Origin of the sequence: Providencia rettgeri, from assembly GCF_013702265.1 — a bacterium.
Lineage (GTDB): Bacteria > Pseudomonadota > Gammaproteobacteria > Enterobacterales > Enterobacteriaceae > Providencia > Providencia zhijiangensis.
Window position 1 is genome coordinate 1,251,546 of record NZ_CP059348.1, and the last position, 19,880, is coordinate 1,271,425.

16 protein-coding genes are annotated in these 19,880 nt (G+C 43.0%); 12 read left to right on the forward strand and 4 right to left on the reverse strand.

The genetic code is table 11. From position 1 onward, the window contains the following. Nucleotides 1-12 precede the first annotated feature (12 nt). Nucleotides 13-1,716, reverse strand: a complete 1,704-nt coding sequence (kdpA, locus tag H0913_RS05640; RefSeq protein WP_181478125.1) for a potassium-transporting ATPase subunit KdpA — start codon at nucleotides 1,714-1,716, stop codon at nucleotides 13-15. A 1-nt stretch (nucleotide 1,717) separates the two neighbouring features. Continuing rightward, nucleotides 1,718-1,807, reverse strand: a complete 90-nt coding sequence (gene kdpF / locus H0913_RS18855; protein WP_071524944.1) for a K(+)-transporting ATPase subunit F — start codon at nucleotides 1,805-1,807, stop codon at nucleotides 1,718-1,720. A gap of 451 nt (nucleotides 1,808-2,258) precedes the next feature. On the opposite strand from kdpF, the gene H0913_RS05650 reads away from it, so the two are divergent. The 3 genes from H0913_RS05650 (at nucleotide 2,259) to H0913_RS05660 (ending at nucleotide 5,180) form a co-directional block, all read left to right on the forward strand. Then, nucleotides 2,259-2,465 carry a YbfA family protein gene (locus H0913_RS05650; protein ID WP_006660462.1) on the forward strand — a complete coding sequence of 69 codons (207 nt, stop codon included), beginning with the start codon at nucleotides 2,259-2,261 and terminating at the stop codon, nucleotides 2,463-2,465. Nucleotides 2,466-2,745: 280 nt separating this feature from the next. Beyond that, a complete protein-coding gene (locus tag H0913_RS05655) occupies nucleotides 2,746-4,242 on the forward strand; it encodes a C69 family dipeptidase (protein ID WP_181478126.1) in 1,497 nt (498 codons plus the stop codon). A 194-nt stretch (nucleotides 4,243-4,436) separates the two neighbouring features. Next, nucleotides 4,437-5,180: a type 2 GTP cyclohydrolase I gene (locus tag H0913_RS05660; RefSeq protein WP_154639008.1), complete on the forward strand. Its 744-nt coding sequence runs from the start codon at nucleotides 4,437-4,439 to the stop codon at nucleotides 5,178-5,180. Between the two features lie 230 nt (nucleotides 5,181-5,410). Here the strand turns inward: H0913_RS05660 and H0913_RS05665 are convergent, their stop codons facing one another. Then, nucleotides 5,411-6,535, reverse strand: a complete 1,125-nt coding sequence (locus tag H0913_RS05665; protein ID WP_181478127.1) for a Bcr/CflA family efflux MFS transporter — start codon at nucleotides 6,533-6,535, stop codon at nucleotides 5,411-5,413. A 110-nt stretch (nucleotides 6,536-6,645) separates the two neighbouring features. On the opposite strand from H0913_RS05665, the gene H0913_RS05670 reads away from it, so the two are divergent. Further along, nucleotides 6,646-7,422, forward strand: a complete 777-nt coding sequence (locus tag H0913_RS05670; RefSeq protein WP_181478128.1) for an AraC family transcriptional regulator — start codon at nucleotides 6,646-6,648, stop codon at nucleotides 7,420-7,422. Between the two features lie 68 nt (nucleotides 7,423-7,490). Here the strand turns inward: H0913_RS05670 and H0913_RS05675 are convergent, their stop codons facing one another. Then, nucleotides 7,491-8,777 carry a citrate synthase gene (locus H0913_RS05675; RefSeq protein WP_036947815.1) on the reverse strand — a complete coding sequence of 429 codons (1,287 nt, stop codon included), beginning with the start codon at nucleotides 8,775-8,777 and terminating at the stop codon, nucleotides 7,491-7,493. Nucleotides 8,778-9,429: 652 nt separating this feature from the next. Between H0913_RS05675 and sdhC the strand changes: the two genes are divergently transcribed. From sdhC to sucD, 8 genes are all read left to right on the forward strand, one after another. After that, nucleotides 9,430-9,819, forward strand: coding sequence for a succinate dehydrogenase cytochrome b556 subunit (sdhC, locus tag H0913_RS05680; RefSeq protein ID WP_004909059.1), 390 nt, complete (start codon nucleotides 9,430-9,432; stop codon nucleotides 9,817-9,819). After that, the gene (gene sdhD / locus H0913_RS05685; RefSeq protein WP_036947812.1) at nucleotides 9,813-10,157 is read left to right on the forward strand and encodes a succinate dehydrogenase membrane anchor subunit; all 345 of its coding nucleotides are present in this window, start codon (nucleotides 9,813-9,815) and stop codon (nucleotides 10,155-10,157) included. The genes sdhC and sdhD overlap by 7 nt, the downstream gene beginning before the upstream one ends. A 1-nt stretch (nucleotide 10,158) precedes the next feature. Further along, on the forward strand, nucleotides 10,159-11,925 hold the full coding sequence (gene sdhA / locus H0913_RS05690) for a succinate dehydrogenase flavoprotein subunit (protein WP_108479381.1): 1,767 nt from the start codon (nucleotides 10,159-10,161) through the stop codon (nucleotides 11,923-11,925). Between the two features lie 35 nt (nucleotides 11,926-11,960). Then, nucleotides 11,961-12,677, forward strand: coding sequence for a succinate dehydrogenase iron-sulfur subunit (locus H0913_RS05695; RefSeq protein ID WP_036947808.1), 717 nt, complete (start codon nucleotides 11,961-11,963; stop codon nucleotides 12,675-12,677). 378 nt (nucleotides 12,678-13,055) lie between these two features. After that, on the forward strand, nucleotides 13,056-15,863 hold the full coding sequence (gene sucA, locus H0913_RS05700) for a 2-oxoglutarate dehydrogenase E1 component (RefSeq protein WP_154639005.1): 2,808 nt from the start codon (nucleotides 13,056-13,058) through the stop codon (nucleotides 15,861-15,863). A 14-nt stretch (nucleotides 15,864-15,877) separates the two neighbouring features. Beyond that, the gene (gene odhB, locus H0913_RS05705) at nucleotides 15,878-17,086 is read left to right on the forward strand and encodes a 2-oxoglutarate dehydrogenase complex dihydrolipoyllysine-residue succinyltransferase (RefSeq protein WP_036947796.1); all 1,209 of its coding nucleotides are present in this window, start codon (nucleotides 15,878-15,880) and stop codon (nucleotides 17,084-17,086) included. A gap of 132 nt (nucleotides 17,087-17,218) precedes the next feature. Next, entirely contained in the window at nucleotides 17,219-18,385 is a 1,167-nt protein-coding gene (gene sucC / locus H0913_RS05710) for an ADP-forming succinate--CoA ligase subunit beta (protein ID WP_154604643.1), read from the forward strand. Beyond that, nucleotides 18,385-19,257: a succinate--CoA ligase subunit alpha gene (sucD, locus tag H0913_RS05715; RefSeq protein WP_036947794.1), complete on the forward strand. Its 873-nt coding sequence runs from the start codon at nucleotides 18,385-18,387 to the stop codon at nucleotides 19,255-19,257. Before sucC ends, sucD begins: the two co-directional genes overlap by 1 nt. Nucleotides 19,258-19,880: the final 623 nt, after the last annotated feature.

Consider the following 19,880-nt stretch of genomic DNA (forward strand, 5'->3'; position numbering starts at 1 on the left):
TTTTCACCCTCATTATGCCGCTAACCAAATTTGCAGATGTTCTGCGATTGGCCCTAACGCAAGCGCAGGGACAAAAGTCAGTGCACCAATGAGAAGAACAGTCATGATTAATAAACCGATAAACAGTGGACCGTGTGTCGGCAATGTTGCAAGGCTGGCGGCTTGTGGTTTTTTTACTGCCATAGAGCCTGCAATCGCTAATACTGGGAAAATCACACCGAAACGCCCAAGGAACATAGCTAATGCCAGCATCACGTTGTAATACGGCGTGTTCGCGCTTAATCCTGCAAAGGCGCTGCCGTTGTTATTAGCGGCGGATGAGAAGGCATATAGCACTTCGCTAAATCCGTGAGCACCCGGGTTAAGAATGCCGGCGCGTCCTGCTTCGGTCATCAGTGAAATAGTGGTACCGAGTAGCACTAAAGTTGGCGTGACAAGGATGGCCAGTGCCACCATTTTCATTTCACGTACTTCGATTTTTTTACCGAGGTATTCAGGGGTACGACCAATCATCAATCCCGCTAAGAATACGGCAAGTAAAACAAACAGCAACATACCGTATAAACCTGAACCGACGCCCCCAAAGACCACTTCACCTATTTGCATTAGCCACATAGGGACCATGCCACCTAATGCAGTGTAAGAATCGTGCATTGAGTTGACTGCACCACAAGATGCCGCGGTAGTGACAACGGCATACAGCGCAGATCCTAATGTACCAAAGCGGTTCTCTTTTCCTTCAAGGTTAGCGGTGCTGCTTGCGTGCAACTCGCCTAAGAATGGGTTGCCGACATATTCTTCATGGATCACAACGACGGCGGCAATCACGAAAATAATCGCCATTGCCCATAACAGGGCGTGACCTTGCTTGTTATCACAAACGGTACGACCAAAAGCAAAGCAAAGTGCCGTTGGAATAAGGAAGATAGCCAGCATTTGAACAAAGTTGCTTAATGCCGTTGGGTTTTCAAATGGGTGAGATGAGTTAGCCCCAAAGAATCCGCCACCGTTAGTTCCCAATAATTTGATGGCTTCTTGGGACGCAACAGGCCCCATTGGTAACAGTTGTGGCGCACTATCAAGGTTGTTACTCAAAACATAAGGGGAGAAGTTTTGAATAACCCCTTGGCTGACAAAGAATAAAGCAAAAATAATGGATAATGGCAGCAGGAGATACAGCGTGATACGCGCTAAATCAACCCAAGCATTACCAATAGTTTTGCTGCCGTGGCGTGAAAATGCACGAATAAGTGCAAACACGACGGCGATCCCTGTGGCTGCCGAAAGGAAGTTTTGTACGGTTAACCCGACCATTTGGCTCAGATAGCTTAGGGTATTTTCCCCGCTATAAGATTGCCAGTTAGTATTGGCCACAAAACTAATTGCTGTATTGAAAGCTAAGTCCCAGCTCATTCCAGGATAATGCTGAGGATTGAGAGGTAATGAGCCTTGGCACATTAAAATAACGAATAGTAATCCAAAACCCAGTAGGTTAAATAGCAAAATGGCGATGGCATATTGCCAGTAATTCATCTCAGGGAGATCGCGCCCCACTTGTTTGATTCCGCTTAATCGCCAGAATACCGATTCACTTTTGGCAATAGCACGCGGCATATCACCATCAATCAGATAAGCAATAAAGTTGCCGAGTGGTTTTGCTAACAGCATAAGAACCAGTAAAAAACTGGCGATCAATAAAAACGCATAGGTGGCCATATCAGAAATTCTCCGCGTTGAGCAGGGCATAAATCAGATAAACCAGCAGTACAACAACAAGAACTGCCCCAGAAATGGAAAGTAGTGACATTGTTATCTCCTTATTATTTCCATTGCGCTAGGTTAGGCATTTGCTTGTAAAGAAGCTGATAAAAAAACCAGGTGGGGTGTAAAAATAGTATAAAAATGCCCAATTAAAATCGCTTCGTGATGATGAAGAGATTATCTAAGTATAGTTTGTTAATGGAATGTGATTTATTTGTTTGTTTTGTACGGTATCTTGCTACATTTCGTAATAAAACAACGAAACTGAGTCAAAAAGTTAATTTATTTTATATTTAAGTGGTCAGATGAGTAGTTTAATTACACAAATTGCGTTATTATAGATTCCGTTAATGAAGATTAACTTTGGTGTTCGATTTTAGTGCCTCTTTGGTGATTTACGCTCAATGCGAATTGAGTTAAACGTGAATTAAGTTAAATAGAAGTAAAGAGCAAAACTGGAATCGGCAAAATTAAGTGGCTACTGAAGGAGGATATCGATGTCCACATATCAAGAATATTCCCGTAATCAGGTACTTTTACGCCGCACTGCTGCTGTAACAGCTGGCATTATTGCGTTTCCGGTTATGGTTTTTTACCCAAAAAGAGCAAGATTTTATAGCTACCTGCATAAAGTCTGGGCTAAAACGAGCGACAAGCCTGTGTGGTTGGCTAGCTCAGAAGTGACGATGGAAAGCCATCGTTAATCAGTGATTCAATTCACTAAAAAGATATCCCTGCAATAATTTAATTGTGGGGATTTTTTTATATAAAAATCATAATAATTAATTCCTATACTTCAATGTTATTTAAATTAAAGTCATGTTATTTAATTTGAAATTTAAATAAATTAACTTGTTTGACACTGAGAAGTGAATCACGGTAATTATCTTTATCTCATTGCTAATATCCATTCCCAATAAAATTAGATTTTATTTTATTAAAATTCAAAAGATATTTAATTATAAATAGCAAATGAGGAATATCATGATTCTATTTAAAAAATGTGTTATCGCATTGTCAATTAATATCGCATTAATATCATCGGGATTGGCTTGTACCACTCTGCTTGCGGGTAGTGAAGCCACGAATGATGGCTCGTTAATTATCGCGAGAAGCGCTGATAGCAGCGCATTAAAAGCTCAGCATTTTGTCATACATCCAGCAAAGAAAAATCAATCCGGAATATACAGTACAAAAGAACATAATGGTGCTAATAATTTTACCTACCCATTACCAAAAAATTCATTGCGATATACAACTGTGCCAAATTGGAAAACACAATTACATGGTGCGACAGGATTTAATGAATTAGGTGTAGGAGTCAGTGGTACTGAATCTATATTTGCTTCTCCTAAAGCATTAGCGTTCGATCCCTATGTTGAAGAAACTGGAATTACCGAAGATGATATTCCAGATGTACTTCTTTCCCGCGCAAAAACAGCCCGTGAAGCGGTGGAGATTTTAGGTAATATTATTGAAGCCCAAGGTGCTGGTGAAGGCTTTGGTGTTGCTGTCGTCGATAAAAATGAACTGTGGTATTTAGAAACGGGAACGGGTCATCAATGGATGGCTCAAAAAATTGCAAAAGATAAATACTTTGCAACGGGTAATCAGGGGCGTTTACAAGCGTTTGAGGTGAATAATCCCGATATGCTAGGCTCTAAAAATCTCGTTGAATTTGCAGTAGAAAAGGGTTTATACAATCCTGCTAAAGATGGCGCATTCAATTTTTCTAAAGCCTATACGCGTGATGATGAGCGTGATCGTGATTATAACGATCCACGAGTTTGGATCATTCAGCAGCAGTTTAATCCATCGTTAAAACAAGATATTGCAGATGGTAGAAATTTTGCTCCTTTCTTAACACCAGAGAAAAAAGTTTCTGTTGAAGAAGCGAAAGCCATGCTACGTAATCACTTTGAAGGCACGGAACATGACCCGTATACCAATGGCTTAAACGGAAAAGAGCCATGGCGACCAATCAGTGTGTTTAGAACTTATGAAGCGCATGTGATGCAAGTACGTCCAGAGTTACCGCAAGAAATTGGTGAAGTGACATATGTTGGTCTAGGAATGGCGGATTTGACCGCGTTTGTTCCTTTCTATAGTGGGTTAGAGGCTTATCCAAAACATTATGGTATTGGGACAGACAAGGCAGACAGCGATTCTATTTATTGGAAATACCGTAAATTACAAACATTAGTGATGACGGACTACCCTAAACTGGCGCCTATTGTGAAAAAAGCCTACCAAGAGTGGGAAGCAAAAACGGCGTTAGAGCAAAAAGCCATGGAAGTGAATTACTTAAAAATGGCGAAAACAGATAAAGCCGCTGCCAATAAAATGCTTAACAAGTTTAATCTGGATGTGATGGCTAGTGCTGAGAAGCTCACTGAGGATTTAACTAACCAACTTTTCACTATTCGAACTGAAGACATTCAATCTGATATTTTCTTTGCGAATAAATCGAAGAAAGACTAATAATAGTCGCAATTTTGTAAACTCAAGAAGGCTCTCAGTGGGGGAGCCTTTTTGTTTAATTATCTCTCTTTCAAATTTGACTGAGTTCTTAGCTTGTGTGAGTTTGCCAATAAATACAGCAGAAAAAAATATCATTTACGTTTATGCTAATTGAATATGAATAAGTAGGAATTCAGTAGGTAAAGGATACGATTATGCATAATTTTAAGTTAGAAGAACTGATTAACGACGAGCTGAAAGTCAGTGAAATCCAAGACTATGCCCCAAATGGATTACAAGTAGAGGGTCGCCCTCATGTTAAAAAAATCGTGACAGGCGTGACAGCTTGCCAAGCATTATTGGATGAAGCGGTCAGACTCAATGCCGATGCGGTGATTGTGCATCATGGCTACTTTTGGAAAAACGAACCGGCCATTATCAAAGGTATGAAAAGAAATCGCCTAAAAACATTGCTGGCGAATGACATTAACCTGTACGGTTATCACCTACCATTAGATGCTCACCCAGTATTAGGTAACAATGCGCAACTGGCCCATATTATGGGTGTGCAAGTCAATGGCAACATTGAGCCACTGATGCCATTTGGCTTTTTCGACCAACCCATTACCCCCGCAGAATTAACCGAGCGTTTAGAAAATCGCTTAGGGCGTAAAGTATTGCATTGTGGTGATAACGCCAAAGAAGAAATTCGTCAAATTGCATGGTGTACTGGCGGCGGCCAGGGCTTTATTATGCAAGCGGCAGAATTTGGTGTAGATGCGTTTGTGACAGGGGAAGTGTCAGAGCAAACCATTCATATTGCAAGAGAGATGGGGATCCATTTCTACAGTGCAGGGCACCACGCAACAGAGCGTTATGGGATTAAGGCGTTGACGGAGTGGTTGAATGATAATCATGAGGTAAATGCTACCTTTATCGACATCGATAACCCCGCTTAAATTTTCGTCATATTTCATGCTGTGGCTGTGTTGGTTTCACGCAGCCACTTGGGTCACATACTTATGTATGCTCCCCAAGCTGTCTTTGTTCACCGCCTTGCCACAGCATGAACTATTTAGAAAATTGCTATGTAATAGCTATGCAATAGAAATAACTGCGCAATAGAAAATAGCTATGCAATAAAGATAATTTGATTTTTTTTCCGTTAAATATCAAATTTAAGTTTGATTTAAGTTCGGTATTTTAGTGCGGTAAGGAGCAATATTAGGCTTGACGTGGTTAGCACTAACCCTAGGTTTTGAACCTCGCCGGCGGCCATTAATCCGAGAGCTAATCCTAAATAGTAAAACAAACCTAAAATTGCGCCGGCGGTGCCTTTTCTGTCTTGATAATGATCCAGAGCGTGCGCCAAAATATTCGGAATTGCGATCCCATAGCCCACCACAATGCCCATAATTGGTAGCACAAACCCAATATGACTTTGCAGCAGATAAACTAAACCACTACTGACAATAGAGAGCCCACTTGCCAGTTTAACGAGCTTTTCTGGTGACCACGTTTTCGCCAATAATGTGCGATTAATCAGTGAACCGAGACCGACACCAAACGCTAACAGAATCCCAGTCAGACCAAATTGTTGTTGGTTGAACGTTAATTGTTCAAAAATAAAGGGGCCAAGCTGGTAATAACTGAATAAATTAATGTTGAAAAATGCTATCAACATCACATTTTGGAGAATTCGTTTATCCCCTAACATGTGTAAAAACGTGGTTAAAAATGGGGTTTTGATCACGTTCTGTGGTTTGGTCTCAGGAAGCTTATAACATGACCATAACAAAAGTATGGAAGCTAACAACGCTAAACCCATAAAAACGGCTTGGTAACTACCTAACCAAACTAAGCTGGCACCGAAAATCATCCCAAGGGCGGGGCTTATTGCTAAGGCGATGCCCATCACCGAAAAAACTTTGGCTAACTTATGACCTTGGAAACTGTCTCGCATCATGGTTTGTGTGCCAATAGAGCCAACTGCAGCACCAAACGCAGATAGCATACGTAGTAACAGCAACCCATAGAAATGTGAGACAAAAAGTGCGCTTACAGAGGCTATTCCATACAGAAATAACCCAAGCAAAATAGTGGGACGACGCCCAATCACATCACACATTCTGCCCCAAAATACGACACCAAAAGCGAAAGCAAAGAAATAGAGCGACAGCGTTTGAGAGGCTTGATCGGCATTCACCTGAAATGCAGCCGCAATATCCGTTAACGCTGGACTATAAATGGTTTCGACAATTTGCGGAAACATCATTAGCGCTATTGCTAAAGATAATGAAAGTACGCGTTCCATATTGATTTACCTATTTATTTTCAAAGTATGTGGAATGGCGCAAAGTTTAGTGGCTTTTTATTTGTCTTATTACAATAATAAAGACAATAAATATCAAAAAAGAGACATTTATGGCGTGGTTATTACAGACGGATGAGTTTCAAACTCACTGGTATGATGCCCCCGTATTGGGGATTGCAGCCCAAATGGGGCAACATGATTCAGGAGCGCATACTCATGAAATGGGGCAGTTGTTATTTACACAACAAGGCTGTATTCGCATTAGCTTACAGAATGAGATTTCGTTACTACCGCCAGGGAGAGTTGCGTGGATCCCACCATTTACACAGCATCGAGTACAAATGCGTGCTTCGGTAGGGTATCGGTCTGTTTACCTAAGTCAAGAATATGCGCAGCAAATATCTGGTCAGGTGTCTATTTTAAGTATCTCTCCTTTGCTTCGAGAGTTGCTGGAACGTATCGCGGTGGCGCCTTTCGAGAGTGACTGGCGAGAAGGGCGACTAGCAAGGTTACTTCCTGTTTTTATTGATGAATTACAATGTGCAACAGCGGAGCCCACTCTGCTGTCTTTACCTCATGACAGACGTTTCAAGTCTCTAGATCTAGAACGACTTCCTCCACCTTTGAACCAATTAGCTCAAACGGTTGGTGCCAGTGAGAAGACCATTACTCGAGTTTTTCTAAAAGAGACAGGAATGAGTTATCAGGCGTGGCGACAACAATGGCGATTTATCAAAGGGATAGAGCTGTTAGCGCAGGAGAAAACCTACGGATTTATTACTCAAGAGTTAGGTTTAGCCAGTGACAGCGCATTTATTAGTTTTTTCCGCAAAATGAGCGGGATGACACCGCGAGAATACAGCGGTGAATCAAGACTGAAAAAATAGAATAAAAATAGAATGTTAGAAATTAAAAAGCCCCGAATCTTCGAGGCTTTAGTGATGAGTGAGTTAAATTATTTTTTGTCTAACTCAGAGCTGAATTCACGTCTGTCGTAGCCAGTGTACAGTTGGCGAGGACGTGCAATTTTCAGACCTTCATCGTGCATTTCGTTCCAATGTGCAATCCAACCAATGGTACGTGCAATTGCGAAGATAACGGTAAACATTGAAGATGGAATACCCATTGCTTTCAGGATGATACCTGAGTAGAAGTCAACGTTAGGGTACAGTTTCTTCTCAATGAAGTACGGGTCGTTCAGTGCGATACGTTCTAATTCCATGGCCACTTCAAGCAGGCTATCATTTAGACCCAGCTCGTTCAGGACTTCATGGCAAGTTTCACGCATAACGGTAGCGCGTGGGTCATGGTTTTTATAAACACGGTGACCGAAGCCCATTAAGCGGAAAGAGTCGTTTTTATCTTTTGCACGTTCGATAAATGCTGGGATGTGCTCAACAGTTTGAATCTCTTCAAGCATACGTAAGCAGGCTTCGTTAGCACCACCATGAGCAGGTCCCCACAGAGATGCAATACCTGCTGCAATACACGCAAATGGGTTAGCGCCGGAAGAACCTGCGGTACGGACTGTTGAGGTTGATGCGTTTTGTTCGTGGTCAGCGTGCAGGATCAAAATACGGTCCATTGCGCGTTCAAGTACTGGATTAACCACATATTCTTCACATGGTGTAGAGAACATCATGTGCAAGAAGTTACCCGCGTAAGATAAATCATTACGAGGATAAACAAAAGGTTGTCCGATAGAGTATTTATAACACATCGCTGCAACGGTCGGCATTTTGGACAGCAGACGGTAAGCGGTGATTTCACGGTGGCGAGGGTTATTAACGTCTAATGCATCGTGGTAGAACGCTGCTAGAGCACCTGTTACCCCACACAGAACTGCCATTGGGTGAGAGTCACGACGGAAACCATTAAGCATGCGAGTGATTTGCTCATGGATCATGGTGTGGCGAGTCACCGTATTTTTAAATGTATTGTACTGTTCTTGGGTTGGTGCTTCGCCGTATAACAGGATATAACAGACTTCAAGGTATGAGGCTTGAGTGGCGAGTTGATCAATTGGGAAACCACGGTGGAGTAGAACGCCTTTATCACCATCGATATAGGTAATTTTTGACTCACAGGATGCGGTAGAAGTAAAACCGGGGTCGTATGTGAAGAACCCTTTAGAACCTAAAGCTCGTACATCGATAACATCTTGGCCAATGGTCGGGCTTAGGATGTCTAGTTCGAAATCACCTTTACTTCCAGTCATTATCTTAGCTTTGTTATCAGCCATTTACGGTCTCCTTAGCGCTTGATAATCCACACTCAACAACCCAGAACTCAGCGTTATACTGCGTCTTTGAGCATTGTTCTATCGGTGTGTTGAGAAAATCAGCGGGATATCACATAAAACCTTGAAATCCGGCAACCAATATCAATACCGATAACAATGTGGTTAGGTTGTTTGCGAGTGTATAGGGCGTTATGTTCTTTTTTTGTTGTTTTCTCTACAATATCATTATTTGTGGTAAGGGAAACAACTTTCATAACTTTTGTTTATACTTGCATACTCATTCACATTACTATACGACTTTGGGTCATCCGTAACGTATTCAGATAAATCTGTCAGGCATATATGTAAGATAAATGTTGAATCATTGTCAAATAAGATAAGCACATTTATATAAAATGTTTAAATCGTGATCCTTCTCACTGTTCGGGCTAAATGTCTCCAAACCTTTTGTGTGGGAATTGTAATAGCAATGTGAAGACTTTATACTGGCGCCAGGTCTCCGGATTACCCTGAGTAGGAGTTCCCAGCGTGATCAGTATGCAACTTTATTCAAACATGATGGATTAAAGTTTGTGTTAAGTTGCATTTTGTACCCCTGTCGCTGTCTGATTTCCACCCCAGGTCCGGAGGATGGAAAATAATAAAGAGCTGTGTGGGCAAAATTGTGAAAAAACAAAGACCTGTCAACCTTGATTTGCAGACGATTCACTTTCCGATTACTGCAATATCGTCGATCTTGCACCGTGTCTCTGGCGTCATTACTCTCATCGCAGTTGGTATTCTGCTTTGGTTGCTAGGGACTTCTCTCTCCTCTCCAGAAGGTTTTCAATACGCGTCTGAAATAATGACTGGCTTTTTTGCTAAGTTCATTCTTTGGGGGATCTTAACAGCGCTGGCATACCACATTTGTGGTGGTATTCGTCATATGCTGATGGATTTCGGTTGTGTTGATGAAACCCTTGCTGCGGGCAACTCATCCGCAAAAATTACATTTGTAATTACTGTAATTCTGGCAATTCTGGCGGGGATCTTAGTATGGTAAGTAATGCATCAGCTTTAGGCCGTACTGGTATCCAGGACTGGCTGCTAATTCGTGGTTCGGCGATCGTTATCGTCCTCTACGTACTCTACATTGTTGGCTTCGTAGCAATTAATGATATTACCTATGAAGTATGGCGTGGCTTCTTTGCCTCCTCTGTGACCAAAGTATTCACTATCCTCACATTGTTCTCGATTCTTGTGCATGCCTGGATTGGTATGTGGCAAGTACTGACTGACTATGTTAAGCCGCTGGCGATTCGCTTAGTGCTGCAACTGGCCATTGTGGTTGGTTTGCTGGCTTACTTAATTTACGGAACAATTGTTGTGTGGGGTGCATAAAATGAATCTGCCAATCAGAGAGTTTGACGCTATCGTTATCGGTGCGGGCGGTGCAGGTATGCGCGCAGCACTACAAATTTCTCAACAAGGCCTATCTTGTGCTTTGTTATCTAAAGTATTTCCAACTCGTTCTCATACTGTGTCAGCGCAAGGTGGTATCACTGTTGCACTCGGTAACACACACCCTGACAACTGGGAATGGCATATGTACGATACTGTTAAAGGTTCCGATTATATCGGTGACCAAGACGCTATCGAGTACATGTGTAAAACAGGGCCGGAAGCTATCCTTGAATTAGAACATATGGGATTGCCTTTCTCTCGTCTTGATGATGGTCGTATTTATCAACGTCCATTCGGTGGTCAGTCTAAGAATTTCGGTGGCGAGCAAGCGGCACGTACTGCTGCTGCAGCGGACCGTACTGGTCACGCGCTGTTACATACTCTGTATCAGCAAAACTTAAAAAATCACACTACGATTTTCTCTGAATGGTATGCACTGGATTTAGTGAAAAACCAAGATGGCGATATCGTAGGCTGTACTGCAATCTGCATGGAAACGGGCGAGCTGGTTTACTTCAAAGCGAAAGCAACCATCTTAGCAACGGGTGGTGCAGGTCGTATTTACCAATCCACCACTAACGCACACATCAATACGGGTGACGGTGTGGGTATGGCTGTGCGTGCTGGTGTTCCATTACAAGATATGGAAATGTGGCAGTTCCACCCAACGGGTATCGCTGGCGCAGGTGTTCTGGTCACAGAAGGCTGTCGTGGTGAAGGCGGTTATCTGCTGAACAAAGATGGCGAGCGCTTCATGGAACGTTATGCACCAAACGCAAAAGACCTTGCTGGTCGTGACGTTGTTGCACGTTCAATCATGATTGAAATCCGTGAAGGTCGTGGTTGTGATGGCCCATGGGGTCCACACGCGAAACTGAAACTGGATCACTTAGGAAAAGACGTTCTGGAATCTCGCTTACCGGGTATCCTTGAATTATCTCGTACCTTTGCCCACGTTGACCCAGTTAAAGAGCCAATCCCAGTTATCCCAACGTGTCACTATATGATGGGTGGTATTCCAACTAAAGTGACGGGTCAAGCGATTCGCTATAACGAAAAAGGCGAAGACGAAGTGATTCCGGGTCTGTTTGCTGTGGGTGAGATTGCTTGTGTATCTGTACACGGCGCTAACCGTTTAGGCGGTAACTCCCTGCTTGACCTCGTGGTATTTGGTCGTTCTGCTGGTTTACACTTGAATGAATCCATCATGGAACAAGGCCCAATGCGTGATGCATCTGAATCAGACATCGATGCAGCAATGGCTCGTTTCAATCGTTGGGAAAATGCGCGTACGGGTGAAGATCCAACTGATATCCGTAAAGCACTGCAATCTTGTATGCAGAACAACTTCTCCGTATTCCGTGAAGGGGATGCAATGGCGAAGGGCTTAGAAGAGCTGAAAGAAATCCGTGAACGTCTGAAAAATGCGCGTCTGGATGACACTTCAACTGAGTTCAATACCCAACGTATCGAATGTTTAGAGCTGGATAACCTGATGGAAACTGCTTATGCAACGGCACAAGCTGCAAACTTCCGTACAGAGAGCCGTGGTGCTCACAGCCGCTTTGACTTCCCAGATCGTGATGATGCAAATTGGTTATGTCACTCATTATATCTACCGCAATCTGAAACGATGACTCGTCGTGAAGTGAACATGCAACCTAAGTTGCGTGAAGCCTTCCCACCGAAGATTCGTACCTATTAATGCGTGGTGTTAATCCAGTTGCGGAGAAATAAACTATGAAACTAGAATTTTCGATTTATCGCTACAATCCTGATGTAGACAATGCGCCACGCATGCAAGATTACACCCTTGAAGTGAAAGAAGGGCGTGACATGATGCTGCTGGATGCGTTAATTCAGTTAAAAGAACAAGATCCAACACTCTCATTTCGTCGTTCTTGCCGTGAAGGTGTGTGTGGTTCTGATGGTCTGAACATGAACGGTAAAAACGGACTGGCTTGTATCACGCCATTGTCTGCTTTAACCCGTAGTGGTAAAAAAATTGTGATCCGTCCATTACCAGGTCTGCCAGTGATTCGTGACCTGATCATCGACATGACACAATTTTATACTCAATACGAAAAAATTCGTCCGTATCTTCTTAATGATAATAAGAATCCGCCGGCGCGTGAAAACTTACAGCTACCAGAACAACGTGAAAAACTTGATGGTCTTTACGAGTGTATTCTGTGTGCATGCTGTTCAACTTCATGCCCATCTTTCTGGTGGAATCCGGACAAATTTATCGGTCCAGCAGGTCTATTAGCTGCATATAGATTCTTAATTGATAGTCGCGATACTGAAACAGATTCACGATTAGATGATCTGAACGACGCTTTTAGTGTTTTCCGCTGTCATAGCATCATGAATTGTGTCAATGTATGCCCTAAAGGACTAAATCCAACGAAAGCTATCGGTCACATTAAGTCTATGTTATTGAAACATAGCGCCTAAATCGATACAGCCTGCGGCGCTTAGGTGCCGTAGGCTAAATTTGGATAGCACAAAATACGTACTTAAAGTAAAAAATAAGCGTAAAGTAAGTATAAGTCTTAAATTGAATCACTGAAACGTAAAGTAAAAAGTCAAAAAGTGAAAGTAAAAAGCCAACTGCAAAACCAGATGAAGACACTTGCGAAAGCAAGGAACCTTTAAAAACCGTAGACAGTTTTTAAAGGTTCCTTAAAAGGGAAACCCTTAATTGATAAGAGGGACTCCCAAAGTGAGAACATGCAAAAAGCACGTCCAAGAGAACCTTTATCGAGGTCGCTTAAATGCGGCGATTAGTTAACCACGGCGAAAACTAAAGCTTATAAAGCTTAAGGGATCACAATGCAGAACGGCGTAATGAAGGACTGGCTGGATTCAAGCTTTCTGGCAGGCGCGAACCAGTCTTATATAGAACAGCTCTATGAAGATTATCTGACTGACCCTAATTCCGTAGATGTCGAATGGAGAGAAATCTTCCAGCAACTACCTGGAGCGGGTAATAGCGGTGAGCAATTACACTCGCAAGCACGAGAATACTTCCGTCGCTTAGCAAAAGATTCTACCCGTTACCACACCTCTGTTAGCGATCCAACGATCGACGCAAAACAAGTTAAAGTTTTGCAGCTTATCAATGCCTTCCGCTTCCGCGGACATCAAAATGCAAATCTCGACCCGTTAGGACTTTGGAAACGCGAAGCCGTTCCAGATCTGGACCCTACATTCCATAACCTAACCAAAGAAGATTTCGACGAAACTTTCAACGTGGGTTCATTTGCAATTGGCAAAGAAACCATGAAACTCAGCGAGCTATATGACCACCTGAAACGCATCTATTGCGGCTCCATTGGTGCGGAATATATGCACATTACTAACACAGAAGAAAAACGTTGGATTCAACAACGTTTAGAATCTGTGAATGTTGCGCAGCAATTCTCTAAAGAAGAAAAGCGTCGCTTCTTAGCTGAATTAACAGCAGCGGAAGGTCTTGAGCGTTACCTTGGTGCAAAATTCCCAGGTGCAAAACGTTTCTCTTTAGAAGGTGGTGATGCACTGATCCCTATGCTGAAGGATCTTATCCATCATGCAGGCAAACAAGACACCCGTGAAGTGGTGCTTGGTATGGCGCACCGTGGCCGCCTAAACGTCCTGATCAACATTCTGGGTAAAAAACCGGCTGAATTATTTGATGAATTTGCTGGTAAGCATAAAGACCATTCAAGTGCTGGTGACGTTAAATATCACCAAGGTTTCTCTTCTGATTTCGAAACTGCGGGTTCCCGTGTTCACTTAGCACTGGCATTTAACCCATCACACTTAGAAATCGTAAGCCCTGTAGTTATCGGTTCTGTACGTGCTCGCCGTGACCGTCTGGACGAAGGTCGCAGCAACATGGTTCTGCCAATCACCATTCACGGTGACTCAGCAGTAACCGGTCAAGGTGTTGTACAAGAAACTCTGAACATGTCTCAGGCTCGTGGTTATGAAGTTGGCGGTACCATGCGTATCGTTATCAACAACCAAGTTGGTTTCACAACCTCCAACCCGAAAGACACACGTTCAACAGAATACTGTACTGATATCGTGAAAATGGTGCAGGCACCTATTTTCCACGTTAATGCTGATGACCCTGAAGCCGTCGCATTCGTGACTCGCTTAGCCTTAGATTTCCGTAACACCTTTAAGCGCGATGTGATGATCGACTTAGTGTGTTACCGCCGTCATGGTCATAACGAAGCTGATGAGCCAAGTGCAACTCAGCCAATCATGTACCAAAAAATCAAACAGCATCCAACTCCACGTAAAATCTACGCAGACCGTTTAATCGAAGCTGGCGTGGTTTCTGCGAATGAAGTCACTGAAATGGTTAACCTGTATCGTGACGCATTAGACCGTGGTGATTGTGTTGTTGAAGAATATCGTGAAATGGGTCTGCATTCTTATACATGGGAACCGTACTTAAACCATGAGTGGAATGAGCAATACAAATCTAACTACGATATTAAACGTTTAACTGAGTTAGCAACTAAGCTGAGCACGATCCCTGAAGGCATCGTTGCGCAATCTCGTGTTGAGAAAATTTATTCTGACCGCGCTGAAATGGCGAAAGGCGAAAAATTACTCGACTGGGGTGCTGCAGAAACTCTGGCTTACGGTACGTTAGTCGATGAAGGTATTCCAATCCGTTTATCTGGTGAAGATGCGGGTCGTGGTACGTTCTTCCACCGTCATGCCGTTGTTCACAACCAAACTAATGGTTCTGTGTACGTGCCTCTGCAAAATGTTCATAGTGGTCAAGGCGTATTCAACGTTTGGGATTCTGTTCTGACTGAAAACGCAGTATTGGCATTTGAGTATGGCTATGCGACAACTGAACCGCGCGCACTGACTATTTGGGAAGCTCAGTTCGGTGACTTTGCTAACTGTGCGCAAGTTGTTATCGACCAATTCATTAGCTCAGGTGAGCAAAAATGGGGTCGTATGTGTGGTCTGGTCATGTTACTGCCTCATGGTTATGAAGGTCAGGGCCCAGAGCACTCATCTGCACGTTTAGAGCGTTACCTGCAACTGTGTGCGGATCAAAACATGCAAGTGTGTGTGCCATCAACACCAGCTCAGGTTTATCACATGTTACGCCGTCAAGCACTGCGCGATATGCGTCGACCTCTGATTGTTATGTCACCTAAGTCACTGTTACGTCATCCATTAGCAGTTTCTAGCATGGATGAGCTGGCAAATGGTTCATTCCAACCAGTTATCGGTGAAATTGACGAAATTAATCCGAAAGATGTGAAACGCGTCGTTATGTGTTCCGGTAAAGTTTATTACGATTTATTAGAACAACGTCGTAAGAAAGAGCAAAAAGATGTGGCTATCGTGCGTATTGAACAGCTGTATCCGTTCCCACGTGAAGATATCCAAAAAGTATTCGCTCAGTATGCTCATGTGAAAGATTTCGTTTGGTGCCAAGAAGAGCCACTGAACCAAGGTGCTTGGTATTGCAGCCAGCACAATTTCCATGAAGCTATCCCAGCAGGCGCAACTTTACGCTATGCGGGTCGAGCAGCTTCTTCTTCTCCAGCAGTTGGTTATACCTCCGTTCACCAGGAACAACAAGCGGCCCTGGTTAATGACGCTTTGAACATTGCATAATTAAAGGATAGAAAATGAGTAGCGTAGAAATTCTTGTTCCCGATCTTCCTGAATCCGTCGCTGATGCAGCGGTTGCCACATGGCATAAAAAACCAGGTGACAGTGTTCAGCGTGATGAAGTTCTGGTTGAGATCGAAACAGACAAAGTTGTTCTTGAAGTTCCTGCAAGTGAAGCAGGTGTTCTGGAAGCCATTATTGAAGAAGAAGGCGCAACTGTTTTATCTAAACAGTTACTGGGTCGCATTCGTTTAGGCGATAGCACCGGTATTCCTGCTGAAGTTAAAGAAGCAGCACCTGCACCAGCAGCACGCCAAACAGCGAGCTTAGAAGAAGAAAGCAACGATGCACTGAGCCCAGCGATTCGTCGTCTGGTCGCTGAGCACAACCTGAACCCTGCGGATATCAAGGGAACTGGTGTTGGCGGTCGTCTGACTCGTGAAGATGTTGAAAAACATTTAGCAGCTAAACCAGCAGCGGCACCTGCGGCTCAAGCACCAGCTGCAGCTCAAGCACCATTAGCTCACCGTAGTGAAAAACGTGTTCCGATGACTCGCCTGCGTAAACGTATTGCAGAGCGTCTGTTGGAAGCGAAAAACAGCACGGCGATGTTAACAACCTTCAACGAAATCAACATGCAGCCTATTAAAGACCTGCGTGCGCAGTACGGTGAAGCATTCGAAAAACGTCACGGTGTACGTTTAGGCTTTATGTCTTTCTACATTAAGGCGGCGGTTGAAGCACTGAAACGCTATCCAGAAGTGAACGCTTCTATCGATGGTTCTGACGTGGTTTACCATAACTATTTCGACATCAGTATTGCGGTGTCAACACCGCGTGGCCTGGTAACACCAGTTCTGCGTGATGTGGATGCAATGAGCATGGCTGATATTGAGAAAAATATTAAAGAGCTGGCTGTCAAAGGTCGCGACGGTAAATTAACTGTTGAAGATTTAAGTGGCGGTAACTTCACTATCACTAACGGTGGTGTGTTCGGTTCTCTGATGTCTACTCCAATCATTAACCCACCACAAAGCGCAATCTTAGGCATGCATGCCATCAAAGACCGCCCAATGGCTGTTAATGGTAAGGTAGAAATTCTTCCAATGATGTATTTAGCGCTGTCTTATGACCACCGTTTAATCGATGGTCGTGAATCAGTTGGCTTCTTAGTGGCTATCAAAGATATGTTGGAAGATCCAACTCGTTTACTGCTAGACGTATAGAAACATAACAGGGCAGGGGGACAACCTGTCCGGTCTGAGGTAACCGATGCAGCCAGTTCGCTGGCTGCTAAATCTGTAACAATTGCAAGGGGCGATAAACGCTCCTCCAGACTCAATTATGGATAGAACATCATGAATTTACACGAGTATCAGGCAAAACAGCTTTTTACACGCTATGGTTTACCAGCACCAACTGGTTATGCCTGTTCATCAGTAGAAGAAGCAGTAGCTGCGGCGAAAAAAATCGGTAATGGTCCATGGGTTATCAAATGCCAAGTTCACGCAGGTGGACGTGGTAAAGCTGGCGGCGTAAAAGTTACAAAAGATATCAATGACATCCGTGAATTTGCTGAAAAATGGTTAGGTAAGAATCTGGTTACTTACCAAACTGATGCAAATGGTCAGCCGGTTAACCAAATTTTGGTTGAAAGCGCGACTGACATCGCTAAAGAACTGTATTTAGGTGCAGTCGTTGACCGTGGTACACGTCGTGTTGTATTCATGGCTTCAACGGAAGGCGGCGTTGAAATTGAAAAAGTTGCTGAAGAAACACCAGATCTGATCCACAAAGCAGTTATCGATCCACTGACTGGCCCAATGCCATATCAAGGTCGTGAACTGGCATTCAAATTAGGCTTAACTGGCAAACAAGTTAGCCAATTCGCTAAAATCTTCATGGGCTTAGCGACCATGTTCTTAGAGCGCGATTTAGCGCTGATCGAAGTTAACCCATTAGTTATCAATACTGAAGGCGATTTAGTTTGCTTAGACGGTAAATTAGGCGTGGATAGCAACGCTCTGTATCGTCAAGCTGAAATGCGTGAAATGCACGATCCATCTCAAGAAGATGCGCGTGAAGCTCAAGCAGCTAAATGGGAACTTAACTACGTTGCTCTGGATGGTAACATCGGTTGTATGGTTAACGGTGCGGGCCTTGCAATGGGTACCATGGACATCGTTAAACTGCACGGCGGTGCGCCAGCTAACTTCCTTGACGTTGGTGGCGGTGCAACCAAAGAGCGCGTAACTGAAGCATTTAAAATCATTCTTTCGGATAAGAGCGTTAAAGCTGTATTCGTAAACATTTTTGGTGGTATCGTTCGCTGTGACCTGATTGCAGACGGCATCATTGGTGCAGTAGAAGAAGTTGGCGTGAATGTACCAGTAGTTGTACGTTTAGAAGGTAACAATGCAGAGTTAGGTGCGAAAAAACTGGCAGACAGCGGCTTAAATATTATCGCTGCAAACAGCCTGACAGATGCAGCTAAGAAAGCAGTAGCAGCGGCGGAGGCTAAATAATGTCTATTTTAATCGATAAAAACACCAAAGTAATTTGCCAAGGATTCACTGGCGGTCAAGGTACTTTCCACTCCGAACAAGCTATTGCTTACGGTACAAAAATGGTTGGCGGTGTAACGCCAGGTAAAGGTGGTACAACTCACCTAGGTTTACCGGTATTTAACACTGTGCGTGAAGCAGTAGAAGCAACGGGTGCAACGGCATCTGTTATCTACGTACCAGCACCATTTTGTAAGGATTCTATCCTTGAAGCGATTGATGCAGGTATCAAACTGATCATCACTATCACAGAAGGTATCCCAACACTGGATATGCTGACTGTTAAAGTGAAATTAGATGAAGCTGGCGTTCGTATGATTGGCCCTAACTGCCCAGGTGTTATCACTCCGGGCGAGTGCAAAATCGGTATCCAACCTGGCCACATTCATATGCCAGGTAAAGTTGGTATTGTTTCACGTTCAGGTACACTGACTTATGAAGCGGTAAAACAAACAACGGATGCAGGTTTAGGCCAATCTACTTGTGTTGGTATCGGTGGTGACCCAATTCCTGGTTCAAACTTTATCGATATCCTGAAATTATTCCAAGAAGACCCACAAACTGAAGCGATCGTGATGATCGGTGAAATCGGTGGTAACGCGGAAGAAGAAGCGGCTGCATACATCAAAGAGCACGTTACTAAGCCTGTTGTTGGCTATATCGCGGGTGTGACTGCACCTAAAGGTAAGCGTATGGGACATGCTGGTGCAATTATCGCTGGTGGTAAAGGTACTGCCGACGAGAAATTTGCTGCTTTAGAAGCAGCTGGCGTGAAAACTGTACGTAGCTTGGCTGATATCGGCGATGCAGTGAAGTCTATGCTAAACAAATAAGCGCAATATGAGCTTATAGCTCGTATAACGTAAGAGACGAAGCCCGTGCTTTCTAGGAAGCACGGGTTTTTTTATGGCTAATGATTGTACTTATTTCATGTAATTCCTACTAAAAGCTTAAAAGGTAGGATTTTTAATGAGTAATACCAAAATAAATCAGCATAAATAGTAAGTTTTGAGTAAGTTTATTATTGAATATGAAATAGCACAAAATGGGAAATAGCCTAATTTGATATTAGATCAATTTTTTATTTTGAAATTATTTTGATTAACTGAATATAGGGCTTTTTCTACGATAATTATCTTTATTAATAAATAAAGTAATAATTTAGAAATGGGCTGCTATTATAAATAAACATTCTTTTTTAGATTGAGAAAAACAAAAGTTATCATTTTGTTTTAATCTTATTAAAAAAGTAAAAAAACCTATATCAATTAAAATAACAGATAGTTAACAACTGGCTAACTATTATTTGAATCGGGTCGAAAACAATTAACAAGTGAGAAAAAATTGACGTAAATCAATTTATTACCACTAGCTTTATTTGCCCAAATTGCTTAAATTGGTGCTCGATCAAATACTCATTTTTCTATTAAAGGGTATAATTATTGATATAACTTCA